At 61.3% G+C, this 17885-nt stretch carries 12 protein-coding genes; 11 read left to right on the plus strand and 1 reads right to left on the minus strand.

The annotated features are described in order from the left end of the window. The first annotated feature begins 4 nt into the window (after positions 1-4). The 7 genes from ADU59_RS14060 to ADU59_RS14090 are packed head-to-tail and all read left to right on the plus strand — an operon-like array spanning position 5 to position 5849. On the plus strand, positions 5-958 hold the full coding sequence (locus ADU59_RS14060) for an arginase family protein (RefSeq protein ID WP_068954747.1): 954 nt from the start codon (positions 5-7) through the stop codon (positions 956-958). Continuing rightward, positions 955-1308, plus strand: coding sequence for a DMT family transporter (locus tag ADU59_RS14065; RefSeq protein ID WP_068954748.1), 354 nt, complete (start codon positions 955-957; stop codon positions 1306-1308). The genes ADU59_RS14060 and ADU59_RS14065 overlap by 4 nt, the downstream gene beginning before the upstream one ends. Next, entirely contained in the window at positions 1305-2180 is an 876-nt protein-coding gene (locus tag ADU59_RS14070) for a fatty acid desaturase family protein (protein ID WP_068954749.1), read from the plus strand. The genes ADU59_RS14065 and ADU59_RS14070 overlap by 4 nt, the downstream gene beginning before the upstream one ends. After that, the gene (locus ADU59_RS14075; RefSeq protein WP_068954750.1) at positions 2167-2985 is read left to right on the plus strand and encodes an alpha/beta hydrolase; all 819 of its coding nucleotides are present in this window, start codon (positions 2167-2169) and stop codon (positions 2983-2985) included. Before ADU59_RS14070 ends, ADU59_RS14075 begins: the two co-directional genes overlap by 14 nt. Continuing rightward, entirely contained in the window at positions 2966-4144 is a 1179-nt protein-coding gene (locus ADU59_RS14080) for a peptidogalycan biosysnthesis protein (RefSeq protein ID WP_083198264.1), read from the plus strand. The genes ADU59_RS14075 and ADU59_RS14080 overlap by 20 nt, the downstream gene beginning before the upstream one ends. Then, a complete protein-coding gene (locus ADU59_RS14085) occupies positions 4141-4575 on the plus strand; it encodes an EamA family transporter (RefSeq protein WP_068954751.1) in 435 nt (144 codons plus the stop codon). The genes ADU59_RS14080 and ADU59_RS14085 overlap by 4 nt, the downstream gene beginning before the upstream one ends. Then, positions 4572-5849, plus strand: a complete 1278-nt coding sequence (locus ADU59_RS14090) for an SAM-dependent methyltransferase (RefSeq protein ID WP_083198265.1) — start codon at positions 4572-4574, stop codon at positions 5847-5849. The genes ADU59_RS14085 and ADU59_RS14090 overlap by 4 nt, the downstream gene beginning before the upstream one ends. Positions 5850-5874: 25 nt before the next feature. Here ADU59_RS14090 and ADU59_RS14095 read toward each other — a convergent pair whose 3' ends face one another. Continuing rightward, positions 5875-6705: a MipA/OmpV family protein gene (locus ADU59_RS14095; RefSeq protein WP_068954752.1), complete on the minus strand. Its 831-nt coding sequence runs from the start codon at positions 6703-6705 to the stop codon at positions 5875-5877. Between the two features lie 462 nt (positions 6706-7167). Between ADU59_RS14095 and ADU59_RS14100 the strand changes: the two genes are divergently transcribed. The 4 genes from ADU59_RS14100 to pbpC all read left to right on the plus strand — a co-directional run bounded on the left by ADU59_RS14100 (position 7168) and on the right by pbpC (position 17736). Further along, complete coding sequence (locus ADU59_RS14100; protein ID WP_068954753.1) at positions 7168-8565, plus strand: FAD/NAD(P)-binding protein; 1398 nt, start codon at positions 7168-7170, stop codon at positions 8563-8565. A gap of 244 nt (positions 8566-8809) precedes the next feature. Continuing rightward, positions 8810-9979, plus strand: a complete 1170-nt coding sequence (gene ssuD, locus ADU59_RS14105) for an FMNH2-dependent alkanesulfonate monooxygenase (RefSeq protein ID WP_068954754.1) — start codon at positions 8810-8812, stop codon at positions 9977-9979. 216 nt (positions 9980-10195) lie between these two features. After that, positions 10196-15652, plus strand: coding sequence for an alpha-2-macroglobulin family protein (locus ADU59_RS14110; RefSeq protein ID WP_068954755.1), 5457 nt, complete (start codon positions 10196-10198; stop codon positions 15650-15652). Further along, positions 15652-17736: a penicillin-binding protein 1C gene (gene pbpC / locus ADU59_RS14115; RefSeq protein WP_068954756.1), complete on the plus strand. Its 2085-nt coding sequence runs from the start codon at positions 15652-15654 to the stop codon at positions 17734-17736. Before ADU59_RS14110 ends, pbpC begins: the two co-directional genes overlap by 1 nt. The last annotated feature ends 149 nt before the right edge of the window (positions 17737-17885 follow it).

A 17885-nucleotide genomic window follows, 5' to 3' on the forward strand; every position in this document is an offset into this window, starting at 1 on the left:
GCTGATGCAACTCCTCCTTCTTCACCTCGATGATGCGCTGGAGTTGCAGCCTGATTTCACCCGCGCTTGCCTGAACGCCGGCGCGGGCGAAATACAGGCCGAGGAGGACGGCCGCGCGATCCGCCTGTGGGGCAAGCAGAAGAGCCTGAACACGGTTGCGGACCGGCTGGCGCGGGCGATGCTGCGCGGCAGAAAGGATGCCCATCTCTGCTTCATGGGATCCGGCGATTTTCATCACGTGACGGCGCTTCTGCTGGAGGTGGCGCTGGCGAAGGACGAAAAGCCGGTCACCGTGATCCATTTCGACAATCACCCGGACTGGGTGCATTTCAACGGCGGCATGCATTGCGGATCCTGGGTCAATCGCGCCGTCCGGAACCCGCTCGTCCACAAGGTCATCACCGTCGGCGTTTGCAGCAGCGATCTGCACAAGCCGGAATGGAAGGGCGCCAATCTTTCGCTGCTCAGCAGCGGCGATCTGGAGCTTTTTCCCTACGATCATCCGCCCAGCCGGGTGAAAAAACAATACGGCTCGGGCGCCAGCTACCGGCAGGACACAGGCGCGCTGTGGTGGAACACCATCAGCGCTATCGGCGAACAGAACTTCATCGACCGGTTGCTGTCGCGGATCGAGACGGATGCCGTCTACCTGACCATCGACAAGGACGTGCTTGCCCTGGACGACGCGGTCACCAATTGGGATCAGGGCCGGATGCGGCTGCCCTATCTGCTGTCGTTGATTACCGAGATCGGCACGCGGCACCGCATCGTCGGCGCCGATGTCACCGGCGATTATTCGACGCCTGCTTACGCGGGCACCCTGTGGATGCAGGTCGCCAAACGCGCCGAAATCCTGATGGATCAACCCGGCCGGCCATCCGATCTGCGGCTGGCGACGAACATCAACAGTGCGGCCAATCACACGCTGCTCGCGGTTCTCTCGGAGATCATGCAATGAGCGGTTCCCTGACCCTGCCGCTTCTGGCCCTGATCGGGTTTTGCATCCTTGCCGAAATGGTGCGGGAGGTCTGCTTCAAGCAGGCCGCCAACGATACGACCCTCGCCCGGGCCATCATCAAGCCTATCACGTGGATCGGCATCGTCTTCTGGGCGGTCGAGCTTCTCGCCTGGACCGTCGTGCTCGAAACCGTGCCGCTGTCCATTGCCTTTCCGATGATGGCGCTGAGCTACGCCGTCATCGTGATCGCCGGGGCATGCTTTTTCAAAGAACACATCAACTATCGGCATGCTGCTGGCGTGTTTCTCATCACCGCAGGTGTCGCATGTGTGGGAGCTACAGGACTATGAAACTCTTCGCCTATACAAAGTGGGATGGCGCACCGGTCGTCGCCGCATTCGCTCACCTGTTTTTCAACGTCTATCTCATTGCTGGATTTCACAGCCGGCCGCTTTGGCTGTCGGCGCTGTTGGGGTGCATCTACGCCGTTTCCATTTCCTGGAACATCAACAGCATCTCGCACAACTTCATCCACACGCCGTACTTCTCGGCAAAGCCGCTGAATTATGCCTTCAGCCTGCTGGAATCCATCACGATCGGCTTTTCGCAGAGCTACTACCACTGGATTCACATGCGCCATCATTCCGGTAACAGCGACCGTCCCAACGAAAAGGGCGAGACGGTCGATTGGCTGTCGATCTACCGGCATGGGAAAAACGGCGAGCCGGAAAACGTCTGGTCATACACCTTCCTCAGCTTCTTCCGCGACGATATCGGCGATATCCATAAGCGTATTGCGCGGACCCGGCCTTTCGATGCCAAATGGGGCCGCTTCGAGCTCTACGCATTCATAGGCGTTGTCGGGCTGGCGCTGGTTTACGATTGGCGGGCCGTGCTGTTCTTTGCGCCGTTCTATTATCTCGGCAATTGCCTGTCGTCGCTCAACGGCTACTACGAACATCTGCACGGCGATCCCGAAGAGCCGATCGCCTGGGGTGTGAGCAGCCATAACCGCTTCTACAACTGGCTGTGGTTCGGCAACGGCTATCACGCGGAACATCACTACCGTCCGCGCACCCACTGGACCCAGCTTCGCACATTCCACGATCAGATTGCCGTTCAGCAGGAAGAGGCGGGCGTGCATGTCATCAGCACCTGCCATGCCCTCGGCTTCATGGCCAAGGAAAATCGTGAACTGGACACGCAAAATGCAGATCACTGACAGGCTTGGTTACTTCATGGAAGGCACCAATGGCATGGGTGTTCTGCTCGTGCACGGGCTGACGGGAGCACCCGCCGAAATGCGCCTTGTCGCGCGTCAGCTGAACCGCAAGGGCTATAGTGTCTATGTGCCGCTATTGGCAGGCCACGGAAGCGACGCGGCAACATTACGGAAAACCTCGTGGCGCGATTGGCTGGCCAGCGTTCATCAGGCCGCCGATCAGCTGGCGGAACATACACGCACTATGTTTGCGGCGGGCATCTGCGTTGGCGGCAAGCTGGCGCTGTTTGCGGCCCACCAGAGGCCGGGAACGTTCAACGCCGTGGCGATCTATTCGCCCTGCTTCCTCTACGACGGCTGGAATGTCCCGTTTTATTACCCGCTGCTGTCGCGCCACATCAACTGGCTGTCGCGCATTCCGTTTCTCGACCGGCTGAATTTCAGCGAGACCTCCTCGCTCGGCATCAAGGATCAGCGGATGCGCCGGATGATGGAGAACATGTCGGGTGAGGGCGTCATCGAAAAATTCCCCGGCAAAGGCCTTGTCGAGATGTACCGGCTGGGAAATGCCCTGAAGGACGAGCTGCCGAACATGCGCACGCCGACATTGATCTTGCATGCCCGCGAAGACGACCTCAGCAGCCCGGATCACGCCCGCTACATCACCGATCACATCGGTGCACCCAACGAGCTGCACTGGATCGAAGACAGCTACCACATGATCCATGTCGACCGGCAGCACAAATATGTTGCCGATGCGACGGCCGGCTACTTCGAGGCGAACAATGTTCCAGACCGTATCTAAAGAGTTGCCCGTCGGTGTTCCCGTGATTGAGGGGGCGCCATTCGGGCTACAGGTTCGGATCGAAACCTCGATCCGCAGGATTGGCAGGGATGCCTGGGATGCCTGCTTCGCGGGCGAAGTCGAAGGCTACGATTGTCTTCTGGCGATCGAGGAAGCCGGGATCGAGGGATTTTCCTGGTGCTACATCACCCTAGTCCAGGATGGACGAACGATTGCGGCGATGCCGGCCTTCATCACCGATTACCCGCTTGAAACCACCTTGGAGGACGGTGCGCTGCGGCGGTTCGTCCAGCGGGTCAGGCGGTATTTTCCGGGTTTACTCAAGCTGAAACTGGCCTGCCTCGGTTCTCCGTGCACTGAAACCGGCACGCCCGGCTTTCATCCGGATGTGCGGGCCGAAAGCAGGCCGGCGCTGTTCGACCGGCTCCTGCGCGAATTCCAGCACTATGCGGGGACGCGCGGCTGCGCCCTGCGCGGCGTCAAGGATGTTCCGCAACATCACGCGCTGCAATTCAAGGCCGCATTCGAACAGCAGGGCTTTGCCGCCATGCCCGGTCTGCCGACGGCCTGGCTCGATATCGACTTCGATACGATCGACACCTACATGAACCGCCTGTCGTCCGGAACCCGCAAGGACATGCGGCGCAAACTCAAGTCCCTTGCCGATATCACCGTTGAGACCCGGACCGACCTTGGCGATCTGTTGCCGCGCGTCATGGCTCTCTATCAAGAGACGCGTGAGCGCAGCGAATGGCAGTTCGAGGCGCTGACGCCGGACTACTTCACCGGGATATTGAAGAGCATGAAGGGCCGATCGTTCTGCACGCTCTATTTCGCCGATAATACGCTGCTGGCGGCCAATATTCTCGTGCATGACGATCAGACACTGATCGACAAATTCTTCTGCATGGATAGCGAGCTGGGCCGCGTCCACAATCTTTACTTTTTAAGCTGGTTCACCAACCTGCGCTATTGCCTGGAACACGGCATGCGCCGCTATCAGAGCGGGCAGGCCTATTACGAAAACAAGGTCCGGCTCGGCAGCCAGCTGACAGCCAACACGATGTATTTCAGGCATCGCAACAGCGTCGTGCAGAGCCTTTTGCGGCTGGTGTCGCCGCTGCTTGCATCCGATGATTTCACGGGCAAATCCCCATGAACGTCAACCGGCTGATATGGATCGGGATCCCGGTGCTCAACACGCTTTTCCAGATTTTCATCAAACTGGCGGCGCAGCAGGCGCTCGACTTCCGCTCGGCCGGCGACTGGCTGCTTCACACGATGAGCTCGCCGTGGATGCTCGCCGCAATCGTCGTCGAGATCGTGACGTTTTTCATCTGGATGCGGGTGCTTTCCGAACTTGATCTCGCCAAGGCGTTTCCCCTTTCCGCCATCAGTTACGTTCTGGTTCTGGCCTCGAGCTGGCTGTATTTCGGCGAAGAGATCAACGGACTGCAGCTGCCGGGAAGCGCGCTGATCCTCTGTGGTGTCTGGTTCATCGGTACGGCGACTACACGCACGCCGCATGCCGGCGCCACAACTCCCGCTAAATCCACACGCCTTGAAAAAGCGAGCCCAGTCCTCAAATGACCTATTCCATCGAAAAGCCTTCGCCGCGCGCGGCCTCCAATGACAATTCGAAGCGGCATACGATCGTGGACAAGATCCTGGCGACGGCGTTTTCCCGCATCGTCACCACCGGGTTTCTCGAAATCACCACGGCAAGCGGCCGGCGCCTGACCTATGGCGACCTGACGGGCGTGCGCGTGGCGGTCCGGTTTGCCGACAGTCTCGCCCAGTGGAGTTTCCTGCTCGATACCGACATGAAGCTCGGGGAGCTCTACATGGAGGGCCGCTTCATCGTCGAGCAGGGAACGATCTACGATTTCATCGCGCTGATCCTGCGCGAGGCGCAGAACAAGACGCATCCTTTGCCGGCGCGGATCATCGATGGTTTGCGCGCCCGGTTTCGCAAGCTCACGCTGCCCAACATGCGCAGCCGCTCAAAACTCAACGTCGCGCATCACTACGATCTTGACGGCCGGCTTTATGCTCTGTTTCTCGATGCCGACCGGCAATATTCCTGTGCCTATTTCGACGATGCCGGCCAAAGCCTCGATGATGCGCAGCTGGCAAAGAAGCGCCATCTCGCCGCCAAGCTTCTGCTTGCACCCGAGCACCGCGTTCTCGATATCGGCTGCGGCTGGGGAGGGCTGGCACACCATATCGGTGCCCGCGTTCACAGCGGCGCCGTGCTGGGCATCACCCTGTCGGAGGAGCAACTGGCCTATGCGCAGGCGTCGCCCGCCGGCATGAACGGCAATGTCTCGTTTCAGCTCCAGGATTATCGCGATCTTGGCGGGCAGTTCGACCGGATCGTTTCGGTGGGCATGTTCGAGCATGTCGGCGTTGCCTCCTATGGCGCGTTCTTCAACACCTGCAACAGGCTGCTTGCCGATGACGGCGTCATGGTTCTGCATACGATCGGCTGCTCATCCACCCCCGGATTCACGACGCCCTGGCTGGACAAATATATCTTCCCCGGCGGTTATGTTCCGTCTCTCTCCGAAATCATTCCGCAGATCGAAAAGGCCGGGCTTATCGTGACGGATGTGGAGGTGTTGCGGCTGCACTATGCCTGGACACTGAAGAACTGGCGCGATCGCTTCATGGCCAATCGCGAGACTGCGAGACAGCTGTATGACGAACGCTTCTGCCGGATGTGGGAATTCTACCTGTCGGCGGCTGAAGCGGCGTTTCGCTATGAAGACCTCGTGGTGTTCCAGATCCAGCTTGCCAAGCGCAACGATGCCGTTCCGGTCGGGCGCAATTATATCGGCGCCGACGAACGGAGCGTGCAATAGCGCTCACCCGTTCCTGTGGAGACGGTCAGAAATTCAGCGTGAAGGACCGGGTCAGCACGATGCCGATGGTGTTTTGGGTGTTTGATCCGATGTTGCTGACAATCGGGCTGTTGGCGGCATCGCCGACGAGCCTCTCGAACTTGTTATAGACCTGCAGGCTCGTCGTATCCGAGATCTGATAGGTGACGCCGACGGCAAACCCGACAGACTTGAAGCCGGCTTTCGGGTCGAACGCGTCCAGGCCGCTCGCCGCGCTCTCGGTCGCAGAAATTCCAAAACTGTTGCTCATATAGGTCGAGTCTGCAAACGCGGCGCGTGGCCCCGCGGAGATCATGAGGTTATCGCCGACCGGCGTGAACCAGTCCGCTGCAAAATCCGCGACGAAACCGTCATTTTTCCGCAGGCTCTGCCGCGCCTCCAGCCTCAGCCGGAACTGATCCTCGATCGGCCAATATTGCGCATAGGCCCCGGCATCCACACTCCAGTCGATCGGGTGAATGTCCCGCAGGGCGCGGCTATCCGATTGCGCGCGGCCGCTCCTGAAGCCGACGACCGGTCCAAACTCGATCCCGCCCAAGGTGAACAGCGAATAATCGATATTATCGTCCGGTGCGCTCAGGTCCGCTTTTTCATCGGTCCGCCGCAGATCGAACGAGGGTACGAATGTAAAGGTGTTGTGGGACGAACCTTCATAGGACGGCCCATATTCGGAGCCGCCGCCGATCGTAATGATCCAGCCGGGCGTTTTTGCGTTGCCAGTTGTCGAATCCGTGAGGTCGCCAGCCTGTGCGCTTCCAGAGACGGAAGTCGCCGCAATGACCGAGAACATAGACGCTATACTTGCACGTCCCGCCATGACATCCCTCTCAGAGGTCGATTGAGCCAACAAACCCATTTGACTGCCTCAGGGCACCATAGCAGGTGTCCTTTCACTCAGATATGCAATTTCGCAGGTTTGAGGTACTGTAACGTTAAATGGCATCGTTAAGTGAACGGCCATATGCGGAATCTTGAGATGAGCGGGCATGGGCCAGGCTCATTGTGATCCGGTCTATCACTGCATCGCTTTGCATCGAGCCTTCGGATGGTGGAGGATCTGCTTGCTGCCTCGCTGCTGGACGGATCTGGATGGCAACCCGGCCTTTAAGTAACGGAAACATATCAAAAATTAACAGTGCGTGAAAACGACTTGCACCCCGGGGGTCTCCGTGGTTAAAATTATAGAATACATAGAGTATGCCGTATATTTATGAACTGGCGTTTGAGTGACAGTGCCAAGGTTCAACCATCCAGCCGCATGATGCGGGGAGGAAATGATATGACGGTTCACGGTCTTTCGTCGCCCTTCAGTCCCCACGGCGACCAACCCTTGCAGATCGCCATCGTCGGCCGTGGCTTTTCCGGGTTGATGATGGCCATCGCCCTTCTGAAATCGGTCAGTCAGCCATTCCGGCTGCGCATGTTCGACCCGCGGCCGATCGTCAGTGGCGGCCAGGCTTTGGCAACGGCGCGCGCGACCGAAATCCTCAACAGCCGCGCCCGCGACCTGTCCGTCTCGACCGGCGAGCCGAAGGATTTTACCCGCTGGCTGCAGGCCAATGCTCCCTTCCGCGAGGCGGTATCGGCTGCTATCCCGGGTTTCGGCCAGATTTTCGTCCCGAAGGCGACGTTCAGCGACTACGTCTATCAGCGCTTTTCCGAAGCGCTCGCCCAGCGCACGGACGTCAGCGTGCAGATGTCCAACGAAGGCATCACCGGTATCCGCCGCCATGACAATGGCCTGTTCACGCTTGGATTGGCGGATGGCAGCGAAGCGACCTACGACACGGTCGTGCTGGCCACCGGCTACGGGTTGAAAGCACCGTTGGAGACGGCAGCGCAAGGTCTGGAAGCGGCGTTGCAGGAACGCGGGGATGCACCGAGACATGTCGTCGTCATGGGCAACGGGTTGCGTGCCGTTGATCAGGTTCTTCAATTGCGCGACGGGGGTTTCACCGGACGCATCACGATCCTCTCGCGCCGCGGGTTCCTGCCGCAACCGCATACGCGCATGCCGGCAGATGCGGTTTTTCCGTCCCAGCCGATGCCGTCGCAGCTTCGCAATATCGTCCGTTTCGTTCGCAAGGCCTGCGCGGAGGCGGAAGAAAACGGCTGGAGCTGGCAGGCCGCCATGAACGGCCTGCGCAAACGCGCCCGCACGCTTTGGGCATCTTTGCCGCCGAGCGAAAAGCGGCAGTTCAATCGGCATCTGAGAGCCATCTATGACAGCCATCGCAACCGGCTGCCGGCGGACGTTCATGCAAGGCTTGAACGCGAGCTGGCCGGTGGCATGACCGAGATGAGGCGGGGCACCACGCTCAAGCGCCTGCCGGATGGGCTTTTCGTGCGCTGGGCGGGTCAAACGGCCGGGGAGCATTTTGCTGTCGATGAGGTTATTGACTGCCGATGCCTGTCGCCGGACCTGAAGGATCCGGTGGTTACGGATCTTCTGTCCGCCGGTCTTGCGACCACCGACGAGCTTGATCTCGGTCTGGCTGTCAATCCGGCCGGCGAGCTTCTGACCCAGAGGGGGCGGCCGGTCGCCCTGTTTGCCATTGGTCCCCTCGGTCTCGGTTCGCTTCCCGATATCGACCTCGTCCCCGAGATCGTCACGCAGACCTATGCCGCCGCAGCACTGATCGATGCGAGAGCCCGGCCGCAACTGCAGGCGGGCTAACCAGAGGTCCACGGAATCGCCTCCAGATTGCGGCCTCGAAGCCGCCATCGCTCCCGCTGTTTCCACAGCTGAAACGCAGGCTGGCTGCTTTGCGGGCGTAACGCCTCAAGAAGGCATGCAATGCGAACGGATTTTCCGTAGCCGATAAAATTTATAGATATAATTATTTTGCAGTCGCGGCCATTCCCGGAAAAACTACAGGGTAAAGCCATTCTGTATTCGCACACGCTGGAGACTATCGTACATGAGCACCGTTCCGGAAAAGATCGACGTTCTCTGGTTCCTGCCGACCCATGGGGACAGCCGCTATCTCGGCACATCGATCGGCGGCCGCAATGTCGACCTCAATTATCTGAAGCAGGTTGCCCAGGCGGCCGATACGCTCGGCTATTACGGGGTGCTGATCCCGACGGGGCGCAGCTGTGAAGACAGCTGGATCGTCGCGTCTGCGCTGGCGCCGCTCACCGAAAAACTGCGCTATCTGGTCGCCGTTCGCCCCGGCCTGCTCAGCCCGACGCTGGCTGCCCGCATGACCGCGACACTCGACCGGATTTCCAACGGCCGTCTCCTCATCAACGTCGTTACCGGCGGTGACCCGATCGAGAACAAGGGCGATGGCATTCACTCTTCCCACGAGGAGCGCTACGAGGTCACCGAGGAATTCCTCAATATCTACAAGGCGGTTCTGCGCGGCGAAGACGTGACCGTCAAAACCAAGCATTTCGACATCGAGGACGCGAAACTTCTGTTCAAGCCGTTCCAGGATCCGCATCCGCCGCTCTATTTTGGCGGCTCGTCCGGTATCGGCCAGCAGGTCGCCGCCCGCACGATCGACAAATATCTGACCTGGGGCGAGCCGCCCGAGGATGTCGAGAAGAAGGTTGCCGAGGTGAAGGCCCTGGCAGCGGCGGAAGGCCGCGAGGTCACCTTCGGCATTCGTCTCCACGTCATCGTCCGTGAAACGGCCAAGGAGGCCTGGACCGCGGCTGACGAATTGATCAAATATGTCGACGAAGACACGATCGCGGCGGCCCAGAAGGTTTTCTCGCGGATGGATTCCGTCGGCCAGAGCCGGATGAGCAAGCTGCATGGCGGCCGCAAGGACAAGCTGGAAATCAGCCCGAACCTGTGGGCCGGCGTCGGCCTCGTTCGTGGCGGCGCGGGCACCGCGCTTGTCGGCGACCCCGATCAGGTCAAGGCCCGCATCGACGAATACCGGCAGATCGGCATCGATACCTTCATCTTCTCCGGTTATCCGCATCTGGAAGAAGCCTACCGTTTCGGCGAACTCGTGTTGCCGAACCTGCCGCTGAACCACCCGGTCAAGGCCCATACGGCCAGTGCCAACACCGGCCCCTTCGGCGAAACCATTGCCGGCGATCATCGGCCGAAGCTCAAGGTTTCCCAGTCCTGACGCGAACAAAACGCCAGGCCGCCGATTGTCTCCTTTTGGAAGAAAATCGGCAGCCTGGCGTTTTTATCTCTGACGCTGCGATTAAACCGTAACGTTCAGCCGTTAACCAGGGCAGTGGTCACAGAGCGTCCGCTGCCCGTGTTCGGTTGACAAACTCCAGGCAAGCCTAAAGAGTAAAACCGGTCAAAACGGCAGCGTTGGGGAGGACTTTTGTCTATGCGCGCGTTTATCCGGATTTCAGCGATCATTCTCGGTGCCCTTGTCTTTTCGCCAGCGGTCCATGCTGCGGAAACAGGCAGGCATGTCGTCACGACACAGGACGGCGACTATTTCGGCTTCGATTTGCGGACGGAACAGAACGTCTCGCTCGCCGATTGCGAGAAGGTCTGCATCGGCGATTCCGCCTGCCGCGCCTTCACCTACAATCCCAAGGTGAAATGGTGCTTTCTCAAATCCGACTATAACAAACTGAACACGTTCAGCGGGGCCGTCGCCGGCAAGATCGTCGAGGCCAGCGCATCGAACGAGCCGGATATCGGCGCACCGCCGGCGCTGCCTTTCGTGACGGAACAGCTCGTTGCGGATGCCCGCACCGCCAGGAACAATCTGGAATTGACCAGCGACCAGGAAGGGCAGGGGATCAATGGCCTTCTCGCCACCGCCCATCGCGAACTCGCAGCCGGCAATATCGCACCGGCGCTGAAAGCTTTCCAGGGTGCCTTGTCGATCACACCGGATGACGGTGCCCTGTGGATCGAAGCCGCCCGGGCTGCCAACCGGGTCTACGGCAATACCGATTTCGCCACGCAGGCAGCGCTTGCCGCGCTCAACGGTTACCAGCTGACCCGCACCATGCAGTCACGCGCCGATGCGCTGGCCGTTCTGGCGACGGCGCTTAAAAATGCCGAAAATTTCCGCCCCGCATTGAGCGCTTACAAGGCCAGCCTCGAACTGGTCGAAGCAAAGAGCGTTCGCGCGGATTATACCGACCTGAGGACGCGCCAGGGCTTCCGCGTCACCGAACACAAGATCGATTCCGACAGTGCCACGCCACGGGTTTGCGTTCAGTTTTCCGAGCCGCTGGTCAAGGCCGGCGTCGATTATACCCCGTTCGTCATGCTCGATGGCGCCACGCCCAAGGCGCTTGAGGCCAAGGGTAGCGAGATCTGCGTCGAGGGCCTGAGCCATGGCCAGCGCTACAAGCTGGCTTTCCGTTCGGGTCTGCCTTCTTCTGTCGATGAGCCGCTGGAAACCAACGTCAATCTCGATATCTATATCCCGGATCGCGCGGCGATGGTCCGCTTTACCGGCGACAGCTTCGTGCTGCCGGGAACGGCGCGGCGCGGCATTCCGATCGTCTCGGTCAATACCGCCAGCGCCAACCTGAAGCTCTACCGCATCGGCGATCGCAATATCGCTTCGCTGCTGACGACCTCGCAGTTCCTGACGCAGCTTGATGGTTACAGCGCCCAGCGCATTCAGGATGAAAACGGCGAAATGGTCTGGCAGGGATCGATCGATATTGCCACCGACCTCAACAAGGAAGTGGTGACCAGCTTTCCCGTCGATGAGGCATTGCCGCAGCGCAAGCCCGGCGTCTATGTGCTGACCGCCGTTTCGGCGACGGGGGCAAGCAACGAGTGGGACAGCCAGGCGACGCAATGGTTCGTCATCTCGGATATCGGCCTGTCCACCTATTCCGGCACGGACGGGCTGTCGGTCTTTGCCCGCTCGCTCGCCAGTGCCAAGCAACTCGCCGGCATCGAGCTGACGCTGCTTGCCAAGAACAATGAAGTGCTGGGGACCGGGACCACCGATGCCGATGGCCGCGTGACGTTTGACGCCGGCCTGCTGCGCGGCACCGCCGCGATGGCACCCGCTGTCATCACTGCAAAGAGCAGCGCCGACGATTTCGTTTTCCTCGACCTTACCCGCGCCGGGTTCGACCTTTCGGACCGCGGCGTCACCGGACGTGCTGCGCCGGGCGCCATCGATGTGCTGACCTGGACCGAGCGCGGCATCTACCGCGCCGGCGAAACCGTGCACGTCTCGGCCCTTGCCCGCGACAGCGCCTCGGTTGCGATCGAGAAACTGCCGCTGACCTTCATCTTCATGCGTCCCGACGGGGTCGAAGACCGCCGCGTCGTCAGCGACGGCGGGCTGGCCGGCGGTTATGCACTGGATCTCCCCTTGCAGCCCAATGCCATGCGCGGCACATGGACCGTGCAGATCTTCACCGATCCCAAGGGCACGGCGATCAGCGAGAAGCAATTCCAGGTCGATGACTTCGTACCCGACCGGGTCGAGTTCGATATGGCGAGCACGGTCAAACAGATCGAGATCGGCAAGCCGACACCTGTTACCATCGATGGCCGCTTCCTCTATGGAGCACCAGCCGCCGGGCTGGAGCTCGAAGGCGAAGTGGGCCTGAAGCCGACGCGCGAAAGCGCTGACTTCAAGGGATATTTCTTCGGTCTCGCCGACGAGGAAGCAACGGAAGACAGCCGTACACCGCTGGAAGGGCTGGAGCCGCTTGATGAGGACGGCAAGGCGGCGTTCGACGTCGATCTGACGGAAACACCGTCGACCACGCAACTGCTCAACGCCAACATCACCGTGCGCGTCCAGGAGGCTGGTGGCCGGGCCGTCGAACGGTCGCTCGTGCTGCCGGTCAAGCCGGAAGGCGCGATGATCGGCATCAAGCCGGAGTTTTCCGGCGACCTTGCGGAAAATGCGGTCGGCAAATTCCATGTCATCGCCATCGACCAGAACGGCGAAAAGCAAGCCAAGTCCGGCCTGACCTGGAAGCTTTTGCGCGTCGAGCAGGACTATCAATGGTACCGCGACGGCACCGCATGGAAATACGAGCCGGTGATTTCGACCAAGCAGGTCTCCACCGGCACGCTTGACGTCACCAAGGACGGCGGCGAGATTTCCCTGTCGGCCGGCTGGGGCCGCTACCGGCTTGAGGTCGAGACGGCCGATATCGATGGACCGTCATCCAGTGTCGAATTCGATTCCGGCTGGTATGTCACAACCACCTCGACGGAAACGCCGGATGGTCTGGAAATTGCGCTCGACAAGCAGAACTATGCGATCGGCGATACCGCCAAGCTGCGCGTCTCGCCGCGTTTTGCCGGTGAAGTTCTGGTGACGATCGGCTCGGAAAAACTGATCGGAACGAAAACCGCGACCATTCCTGCCGAAGGCGGCGAGGTCGATATTCCGATCACTGCCGATTTTGGCGGCGGTGCCTATGTCACGGCAACACTCTATCGTCCGGGCGATGCACAGGAAAGCCGCATGCCGATGCGCGCCATCGGCATCAAGTGGCTGGCCGTCGATCCGGCCGAACGCAAACTGGCGGTCAAGCTCGACCTGCCGGAAAAGACGTTGCCGCGCCAGACTTTGAACATTCCGGTTGAGGTCACCGGGGCAGGGATTGGCGAAGAAGCCTATGTCACGGTCGCTGCCGTCGATGTCGGCATCCTCAACCTGACCCGCTACGAAGTGCCTAATCCGGACGGCTGGTATTTCGGCCAGCGCCAGCTCGGCCTTGAAATCCGCGACCTCTACGGCCGCCTGATCGACGGTTCTCTCGGCGCGACGGGACGCCTGCGCACCGGCGGCGACGGCGGCCAGATGCCGCTTCAGGGCAATCCGCCGACCGAAAAGCTGGTGGCGTTCTTCTCCGGTCCGGTCCAACTCGATGCCGGCGGCAAGGCGATCGTCAGCTTCGATATCCCGCAGTTCAACGGCACGGCCCGCGTCATGGCGGTCGCCTGGTCGAAAACCGGCGTCGGCCATGCCAGTGCCGATGTCATCATCCGCGATCCGGTCGTGGTGACGGCAAGCCTGCCGCAATTCCTAGCGCCGGGAGACAAGGCCGAACTGCGGCTGGATATCGCCAATACCGATGGCCCTGCCGGAGATCTCAATCTCAAGGTCACCAGCAGCTCCGCCGTCGTGATCGATGCGGCTGAGGCCGAGCAGACGTTCAGTGTCAAGCCGGGCGGCAAGTTCGACCTCACCCTGCCGCTGTCCGGCGTTCATCCGGGCGATGGCGCCATCTCCATCGAGCTTTCGAGCGCCGATGGTGGCCTGTCGCTGCAGCAATCCGTTTCCGTTCCGGTGCGCCCCGCCGCCCTGCCGGTGACGACCCGTCACCCGATCACCATCCAGCCGAATGCCAGCCTGAAGGTGGACGGCGAATTGCTGGCGGAAAGCATGCTGCAGGGATCGGCAGTCAGCATCAGCGTGACACGCTCCGCCGCCTTCGACATTCCGGCCCTTCTGACCTCGCTCGACCGCTACCCCTATGGCTGCGCCGAGCAGACGACCAGCCGGGCACTGCCGCTGCTCTATCTCAGCGAACTCTCCAAGCAATCCGGCCTGCCGGAGGATGGCGACGTCCAGAAGCGGGTGCAGGAAGCGATCTACCGCGTGCTATCCTACCAGTCGTCGACAGGCAGCTTCGGTCTCTGGAGCCCCGGCTCCGGCGATCTGTGGCTCGACGCCTATGTCACGGACTTCCTGACCCGGGCCCGCGAACAGAAGTACCAGGTGCCCGATCAGGCCATGGTGCAGGCGCTCGACAACCTGCAGAATGCGCTGAGCTACGACATCGACATGAAGAGCCAGGGCAACGAAATCGCCTATGCGCTTTATGTGCTTGCCCGTAATCGCAAGGCGGCGATCAGCGATCTGCGCTACTACGCCGACACCAAGCTGCCGGAGTTCCCGACGCCCCTGTCGAAGGGACATCTGGCCGCGGCTCTCGCCCTTTACGGCGATGCGCAGCGTTCCCAGAGCATTTTCGAGGATGCGCTGCAGATGTCGACAGCAGCGACCGGCACGAGCCTTGACCGCTCCGACTACGGATCGGCCCTGCGCGACGACGCTGCCGTGCTGACGCTGGCGGCCGAAAGCCGTCCGGTCCCGACGATCATTCCGCAGCTTGCCAAGATCGTTGCCCGCGAATGGGAGAAACAATCCTACACAAGCACGCAGGAACAGATGTGGACGCTGCTTGCTGCCCGCGCCATCCAAAGCGGAGATCAGGATTTGAAGCTCGACATCAACGGCACGGCGCGCAGCGGCGGTTATGCGGCACGTCTCACCGGTGATGAAATTCTCGATCAGCCGGTGACGATCGCCAACCGGTCGGCCGAGCCGGTGGCCGCCGTGGTGACCACCGTCGCCGCGCCTGCCTTCCCGCTGCCGGCCGGCGGCAACGGCTTCACGATCGAGCGCACTTACTACACGCTCGACGGTGAGCAGGCCAATGTCACAGAGGCCAAGCAGAACGAGCGCTACGTGGTCGTCATCAACGCGACGGAGAGCAACAGCTGGCCGTCGCGCGTGCTGATCACCGACCTTCTGCCGGCTGGTTTCGAGATCGACAATCCGAGCCTGGTCGATAGCGCCAAGCTGTCGAATTTCGAATGGATCGGCGAAGTCGAGGCGGCGCATACGGAGTTCCGCAGCGACCGTTTCGTCGCCGCCTTCGATCGGTCGGCCGGCGATAATCGCACCATCACGGTTGCCTATGTCGTGCGTGCCGTCACCCCGGGCACCTATGATCATCCGGCGGCAAACGTCGAGGACATGTACCGGCCGCAATTCTCCGCGCGCAGCGCGACAGGACGCATGGAGGTTCAGGCGGTCGAATAATGTCTCTCTGGTGGAAACTCTGCGCCGCATTGCTGGGTTCCGCGCTTTTGTGCGTGGCAGCGATCTTTGGACTTGAGGCGGCCGACCGGGCGTACCCGCCGCCGCTGGATGCGGCGCGCACCGTATCGACTGAGGTTCTGGATGCCGACGGACAGTTGCTGCGCGCCTTCGCGACGCCGGAAGGCCGCTGGCGGCTGAAGACCACGGCTGGGGATGTCGACCCGCAATTCGTCCGCATGCTGATTGCCTATGAGGACCAGCGTTTCTGGGAGCACAAGGGTGTCGATCCCTGGGCCCTGATGCGTGCGGCCTGGCAGTTTGCCACCCACGGGCGGATCGTCTCCGGTGCTTCCACGCTGTCGATGCAGGTGGCACGCTTGATCGAGCCGCGCGAAGGCCGCTCCTTTATGGCCAAATTCCGCCAGCTCGCGCGCGCCATTCAGATCGAGCGCCGCCTGAGCAAGGCTGAAATCCTTGATCTCTATCTGACCCACGCGCCCTATGGCGGCAACCTTGAAGGCATCCGTGCGGCCAGCCTTGCCTATTTCGGCAAGGAGCCCCGGCGCCTGAGCGTTGCGGAGGCGGCCCTGCTCGTGGCGCTGCCGCAACTGCCGGAGAAACGGCGGCCTGATCGTCACCTGAAAACGGCGGAGATTGCGCGCCAGCGTGTGCTTGAGCGCATGGCCGTTGCCGCCGTGATCGGGGAAGGGGAGGCGGAACGGGCCGCTTCCTTTGCTGTTCCCAATCGCCGCTTGCAATTGCCGGCCTTCGCGGCCCATGTCGCAGAAGCAGCGCTGAGAAAGGAGCCGACGGTTGCCCGCTATCAGACGACGCTGCGACGCTCCATTCAGGCGGGTCTCGAAACGGTCGCGAAGGCCGCCGCCGCACGGCTTGGGGCCAAAGTGTCGATCGCCATGGTGATGGCCGATGCACGCACCGGCGAGATTGTCGGCGAGCTCGGCTCCGCTGATTATTTCGATGCCAGCCGCTCCGGCTGGATCGACATGACCCGTATCTCACGCTCGCCGGGATCGACACTGAAGCCCTTCATCTATGGCCTTGCCTTCGAGGAAGGGCTGGTGTCGCAGGAAACCATCATCGAGGACCGGCCGGCGGATTTCTTCGGCTATCGTCCGCGCAATTTCGACATGACCTATCAGGGCGATGTCAGCATCCGGCAGGCGCTGCAACTGTCACTCAACGTTCCCGCCGTCCGGCTGCTTGATTCCGTTGGCCCAAGCCGCCTGATGATGCGCTTTCGCCGCGCCGAGGTCAGGCCGATCCTGCCGCAGAACGAGGCGCCCGGCCTGGCGATCGGTCTCGGCGGGCTGGGGATCAACCTGAAAGACCTCGTGCAGCTTTATGCAGCGCTTGCCAATCGCGGCAAGCCGGTCAAGCTGGGCGATGGCATCCAGGGGCAACCGGGTGCGATCGAAGGCGAGCCGCTTCTTGATCCGGTCGCCACATGGCAGATCGCAGACATCCTCTCCGGCGTCCTGCCACCGGCGGGCGCCGTTCAGCGCGGCATCGCCTACAAGACCGGAACGAGCTACGGTTACCGCGATGCCTGGTCTGTCGGGTTCGATGGCCGCTATGTGCTCGGCGTCTGGGTCGGCCGCCCGGACAACGGTGCGGTGCCGGGCCTGACCGGCTATGGAACGGCCGCGCCGATCCTGTTCGAGGGCTTTGCCAAATCCGGCATCGCCATGACGCCATTGCCGCGGGCGCCAGCCGGTGCTGTGCGCATTGCCCAGTCGCAATTGCCGATCAGCCAACGCCGCTTTTCGCTGACCTCCACCGGGCTGGTTTCCGCGACGGTCCGCGAGGCAGCCCCGCAAATCGTCTATCCTCCCGAAGGCGCCCGTGTGGAGCTGGGCGTCGATACCGTCGGCACGCCCATGCCGCTTGTCCTGAAGCTACAAGGGGGGCGCGCTCCTTTCCGCTGGCTCGCCAATGGAAAACCGCTGGCGGAAACATCCCGGCGGCGTGTCAATCAATGGGTCCCAGACGGCGCCGGCTATTCCACCCTGACGGTCATCGATGCTGCTGGCCGGGCTGCGAGCGTGCGGGTTTTTCTGAACTGAAACGTTCTGATTTTGACGATCCGGATCGGGAAGCGGACTTTCAGGGCGCTGGCCACGTCCCGCAATTGCGATAGGCAGCGTGGACTTGATGCCGTCGGCTCTATATTCATCAGTTGGATTTGACCGGATACGTTGCTCCGTCCGGCTCT

The sequence above is a fragment of the Pararhizobium polonicum genome (assembly GCF_001687365.1).
GTDB lineage: Bacteria > Pseudomonadota > Alphaproteobacteria > Rhizobiales > Rhizobiaceae > Pararhizobium > Pararhizobium polonicum.